At 68.5% G+C, this 5,933-nt stretch carries 1 protein-coding gene; it reads right to left on the bottom strand.

Annotation, left to right across the window (positions count from 1 at the left end; translation table 11 throughout):
* On the bottom strand, positions 1-5,933 hold a 5,933-nt coding region (locus A5646_RS14535), incomplete at both ends, for a non-ribosomal peptide synthetase (RefSeq protein WP_156765607.1).

Genomic DNA, 5,933 nt, shown 5'->3' with positions numbered 1-5,933 from the left:
TGCTCATCGGCGCGCCCCCGATACCGCAACTGCCCATCGGGACCCCAGCACACCAGATCCCCAGTGCGATACATACGCTGGCCCACCACACCGAACGGGCACGCGATGAACCGCGATGCGGTCAGCCCGGGGCGGCGCCAGTACCCGACCCCCACGCCCTCGCCGGCCAGATACAGCTCCCCCACCACACCGGCCGGCACCGGGCGCAGCCATTCGTCGAGCACGAAGAACGCCGCCCGGGTCACCGGTGAGCCGATCGGTGGGAATCCCGAGCCCGCCTGTAGCGAGGCACTCTTGCAGGCCCACATGGTCGTTTCGGTGGGGCCATACACATTGACCATCACCCGCCCCGGCGCCCACCGGTCCACCAGCTCCGGCGGACACGGCTCGGCCCCGACCACCAACGCCGTGAAATCCAGGCCGTCGGTGGGCAACAGCCCCACCGCCGACGGGGTCTGGGTCAACACCGTCACACCCTCATCCACCAGCAGGGCATGAAACTCCTCAGGCGAGCGGGCCACCGCCTCGGGAACCACCACCAACCGACCACCATGCAGCAGCGCCCCCCAGATCTCCCACACCGAGAAGTCAAAGGCATACGAGTGGAACTGCGTCCACACCTGCTCGGCCGACAGCTCGACCCCGAGCCGCAGATCGTCGAACAGCTGCGCGACGTTGTGTTGGGTGACCGCAACGCCTTTGGGCACACCCGTGGTCCCCGACGTGTAGATCACATGCGCCACATCAGCCGGCGCCGGCGCCGGCAGCGGGGTGCTCGGCTGGGCCGCCACCGCCGCATCGGCCACATCGATGACCACCCCACCAAACCCCCCGAGCCGATCCACCAGCTCGGCGGTGGTGACCGCGACCCTCGGGGCGGCATCAGTCAGCATGAACTCCACCCGCGCGCCCGGCAGCGCCGGGTCGATCGGCAGATACGCCGCCCCGGACTTGAGCACCGCCACGATCGCCACGATCGCCTCGGCCGACCGCGAAAACAGCAGCGCGACAAACTCACCCGGGCCCGCGCCGGACTCGACCAACACGCGCGCTAACCGATTGGCCGCCTCGTCAAGCTCCCGATAGGACATGGACCGGCCCTCGAACGTCACCGCCACCGCATCCGGAGTCCGCGCCACCTGCCCGGCGAACAACTCCACCACCGACACCGGCACCACCGCACGACCCAACGCCGACGCATTGCCCATCGCACCGAGTCGCGCGCATTCGGCGGTGTCGAGCACATCGATCGAGGACAGTCGGCGATGCGGGTCGTCGGTGATGGCGACCAACACCCGCCGCAGTCGCTCGGTCAGGGTGTTAACGGTGTCCGGGTCGAACACGTCGGTGCGGAATTCGACGGTTCCGCCGATCCCGGCGGCCCGGCCGTCGTCGCTCCTGCGGGCTGACAGTGAGAACGTCAGGTCCATACGGGCGGTACCTGTTTCGACCGGCTCGGCGCTGACCTGCAGGTCCCCCAGACGAAGCTCCGCCGCGTTGTCACTCTGCCAGGCGAGCATCACCTGGACCAGGGGGTGGTGCGCCAGGGAGCGGCTGGGGTTGAGCCGCTCGACCAGCACCTCGAAGGGCACATCCTGGTGGTCGAAGGCCGCCAGGACGTGCTGACGCACCCGGGCCAACAGCTCGGCGACGCTGGGATCACCTCCGAGATCCACGCGCAACACCAGGGTGTTGACGAAGAATCCCACCACGTCGTCCAGCGCGGAGTCACGGCGGCCGGCGATCGGAAAGCCCACCGCCACATCGGAACTCGCACTGATCTTGGCCAGCAGCACCGCCAGAGCCGCCTGCACCACCATGAATTCGGTGGCGTTGTGTGCCCGCGCCACCGCATGCACCCGTTGCTGCAACTCCGCGGGCCAGTCGATGCCCACGCTGGCCCCGCGATGATCGGCCACCGACGGATACGGCCGATCCGTAGGCAGCTCGATACGCTCGGGCAACCCCGCCAAGGCTCGTTCCCAATAGGCCAGCTGCCCGGCGATCGGGCTGTCCGGATCGTCCAGGTCTCCGAATTGCGTCCGCTGCCAGATCGCGTGGTCGACGTACTGCACCGCCAGCGGCGCCCACTGCGGCGCCCTGCCGCCGCTGCGACTGGCGTAGGCGGTGCCCAGATCGCGCACCAGTGGATTCAGCGACCAACCATCCGCAGCAATATGATGGACCACCGCCACCAACACATGCTCGTCATCGCCGCGACGGAATAGCTTTGTTTGTATGGGTATTTCGCTTGCGAGATCGAACGCGTACCTTGCTGCGGCATCCACACCCTCCTTTATCCGTGCCGGCGACCAACCGGCGGCATCAATTACGTCCCACCCGACGTCCGCCCGCTCAGCGGGAATCACCACCTGCCGCGGTGTCCCGTCGGAGACGGCGAACACCGTGCGCAAACTCTCATGTCGAGCCACCACGTCGAGGAGGGCGGCGTGCAGGGCCTCCACGTCCAATCGACCGCGCACTCGCAGCACCGCCGGCATGTTGTACATCGGCGACGGTCCCTGCAACTGATCGATGAACCACAACCGGGACTGCGCGAACGACAACGGCACCAACTCCGGCCGTGCACCCGCCCGCAGCCGCGGAATCCGTTGAGTGCCAGCACCGGCAAGCCGCGGCGCCAACTGGGCCACCGTGGGCGCCTCGAACAGCGTCCGCACCGAAACGCCGGCGTCGAAGGCGGTGTTCACCGCCGCGAGCAAGCGCATCGCCGACAGCGAGTCGCCGCCGAGGTCGAAGAAGGAGTCGTCGACGCCGACGCGTTCCACGCCGAGCACCTGGGCGTAGATGCCCGCCAGGATCTCCTCGATCGCGCTCGTCGGGGCCCGGTAGCGGTCGGCGTCGGAGTATTCCGGTGGCGGCAGCGCGCGGATGTCGAGCTTGCCGTTGGGGGTCAGCGGCAACGCCTCGAGCACCACCACCGCCGAGGGCACCATGTATGTGGGGAGCCGCTGACCCAACCAGGCCCGAATGTCGGTCGGGTCAGCGACTCCGGTCACATAGCCGACGAGACGCTTGTCGCCGGCCCGGTCTTCACGGGCGATCACCGCCGCATGCTCAACGCCGTCCAATTCGCTTAAAGCGGCCCGGATTTCGCCGAGTTCGATCCGGTAGCCGCGGATCTTGACCTGCTCGTCGGCGCGACCCAGGTACTGCAACTGCCCGTCGGCGCCCCACCGGACCAGGTCACCGGTGCGATACATCCGCGCGCCGGGTGCCCCGACCGGGCAGGCGACAAACCGCGTCGACGACAGGCCCGGGCGGCCCACATAGCCGGTCGCCAGCCCGCCGCCGGCCACATACAGCTCACCGACCACACCGACGGGCACCTGACACAGCCAGCCGTCGAGCACGAAGAAGGCCAAGTGCGCCAAAGGCGTTCCGATGGGGCTGATGTTGCTGTCGACGTCCCCGTCGACGATCTCCCGGAACGAGGCGTGCACCGTCGCCTCGGTGATGCCATACATATTCACCAGACGGGGCGGGCCCGGGTGACGGTGCAACCACGTGGCCAACCGGTGCGGCTCGAGCGCCTCACCACCGAAGACCACCGTCTGCAACTTCAACCGCTCACCCAATTCGGGGGCCAACGCATCAGCGCTTTGCAGCGCATAGAACGCCGACGGCGTCTGACTCAACACGCTGACCTGCTCGCGAACCAACAACGCGTGCAGGTCTTCTGGCGATCGGACCACGTCGTCGGGCACGATCACCAGACGCCCGCCATACAGCAACGACCCGAAGATTTCCCACACCGAGAAGTCGAACGCCAATGAATGGCACTGGGTCCAGACCGTGCCCGCACTCAGTCGCGCGTCGATCGCTTCCAGCAGCTGGGTGACATTGCGGTGGGTTACAGCCACTCCCTTGGGAATTCCCGTCGAGCCGGACGTGTAGATGAGGTACGCGATGCTGTCCGCCGCCGGCACCGGAAGCCCGGTGGTGGGCCGGGTTGCCACGGCGGGGTCGTCGATGTCGACGATCACCCCGGCGAACCCGTCCAGCCGGGCGCGCACCTCGGCGGTGGTCACCGCGGCGATCGGCGCAGCATCACCGAGCACGAACTCCAACCGCGCCGCCGGCACGCTCGGGTCGATCGGCACATACGCCGCCCCGGTCTTGAGGACCGCGAGGATCGCCACGATCGCTTCGGCCGACCGCGGGATCACCACCGCCACTCGCTGACCCGGGCCCGCGCCCCGCTCGGAAAGCAAGTGCGCCAACCGGTTCGTCGACTCGTAGAGCTCTCGGTAGGTCAACGAGCGCGCGCCGCAGGTGATCGCCACGGCCCCTGGAGCGCTTGCCACCTGCGCGGCGAACAACGCCGGAATCGACACCAACGCCATCGGCGGCGCGGTGACTATCGCGCGGTTACCGGCCACGTCGAGCCGCTCGCGTTCGGCCTCGTCGAGCAGGTCGATCGACGACAATCGTTGAGCCGGATCGGCGGTCATGGCCGCCAGCACCCGATGAAACCGCTCGATCAGCGTTTCGATGCTCGACGGGTCGAACACGTCGGTGCGGAACTCCACCGCTCCGCCGATGCCGCCCGGCCGGCCGTCCTCGGTCCACCGTTCGTTCAGCGAGAAGACCAGATCCATCCGGGCGACCTGGGTGTCCAGCGGCAGAGGCGTGACCTGCACGTCGCCCAATTCCAGTCCGGCGGCGGGGCCGTCATGCTGCCACGGCAGGTTCTGCCAGGCCAACACCACCTGGACCAGCGGGTGGTGGGCCAGGCTGCGGCTGGGACGGAGCCGCTCCACGAGCACTTCGAAGGGCACGTCCTGGTGTTCGTATGCCGCCAGGCTGCGCTGCCGCACCCTGGCCAACAGTTCGGCGACGCTGGGATCGCCGCCGAGATCCACGCGCAGCACCAGGGTGTTGACGAAGAAGCCCACCACGTCGTCCAGCGCGGGATCGCTGCGTCCGGCGATCGGAAAGCCCACGGCGACATCGGAAGTCGCGCTGAGCTTGCCCAGCAGCACCGAGAGCGCGGCCTGCATCACCATGAACTCGGTGGCATTGTGTGCCCGCGCCACCGCGCGCACCCGTTGCTGCAACTCCGCGGGCCAGTCGATATCCACGCTCGCCCCGCGATAATCGGCCACCAACGGATACGGCCGATCCGTCGGCAACTCGCCGCGTTCGGGCAACCCCGCCAGGGCTTGTTCCCAGTAGGCGAGCTGCCCGGCGATGGGGCTGTCCGGGTCCTCGAGGTCGCCGAATTGCGCACGCTGCCACAGCGTGTAGTCCACGTATTGCACCGGCAGCGGCGCCCAGTCCGGCACCCGGCCGGCGCGCCGGCTGGCATAGGCCGTCCCGAGGTCACGCACCAGCGGCGCCAGCGACCACCCGTCCGCGGCGATGTGGTGGGCCACCGCCACCAACACGTGATCGTCGTCGTCGAGCCGGAAAAGCGTTGTCCGCAGAGGAATCTCGTCGGACAGATCAAAGTGGTGCCGGGCCGCGGTGCCGATCGCAGCACCGAGTCGCTCTATCGACCACCCGTCGGCGTCGATGACCTGCCAGGCGGCGCCGGTGGACTCGGCTGTGAGGACGACTTGGCGCGGTGTTCCCTGGTCGGCGACGAAGACTGTGCGCAGGCTTTCGTGGCGGCCGACCACGTCGGCCAGGGCGGCGCCCATCGCGTCGGTGTCCAGGTGTCCGCTCAGTCGCAGGGCGACGGCCATGTTATGGACCGGGGACGGCCCGTGCAATTGGTCGAGAAACCAGAGCCGGGACTGGGCGAAAGATAGCGGCACCACGGGGGGCCGGTCGACCGGAGCCACCCGCGCGAGCTTGGTCCCGCCCCCGCGGATCCGTGGCGCCAGCTCCGCGACGGTGGGTGCCTCGAACAGGGATCGGACGGTGAGGTCGGCGTCCAGTTCGGTATTCACGGCCGAGACGAGCCG

The sequence above is a fragment of the Mycobacterium sp. 1245499.0 genome, assembly GCF_001673615.1.
GTDB lineage: Bacteria > Actinomycetota > Actinomycetes > Mycobacteriales > Mycobacteriaceae > Mycobacterium > Mycobacterium europaeum_A.
This window is presented reverse-complemented; position numbering and strand designations above follow the sequence as displayed.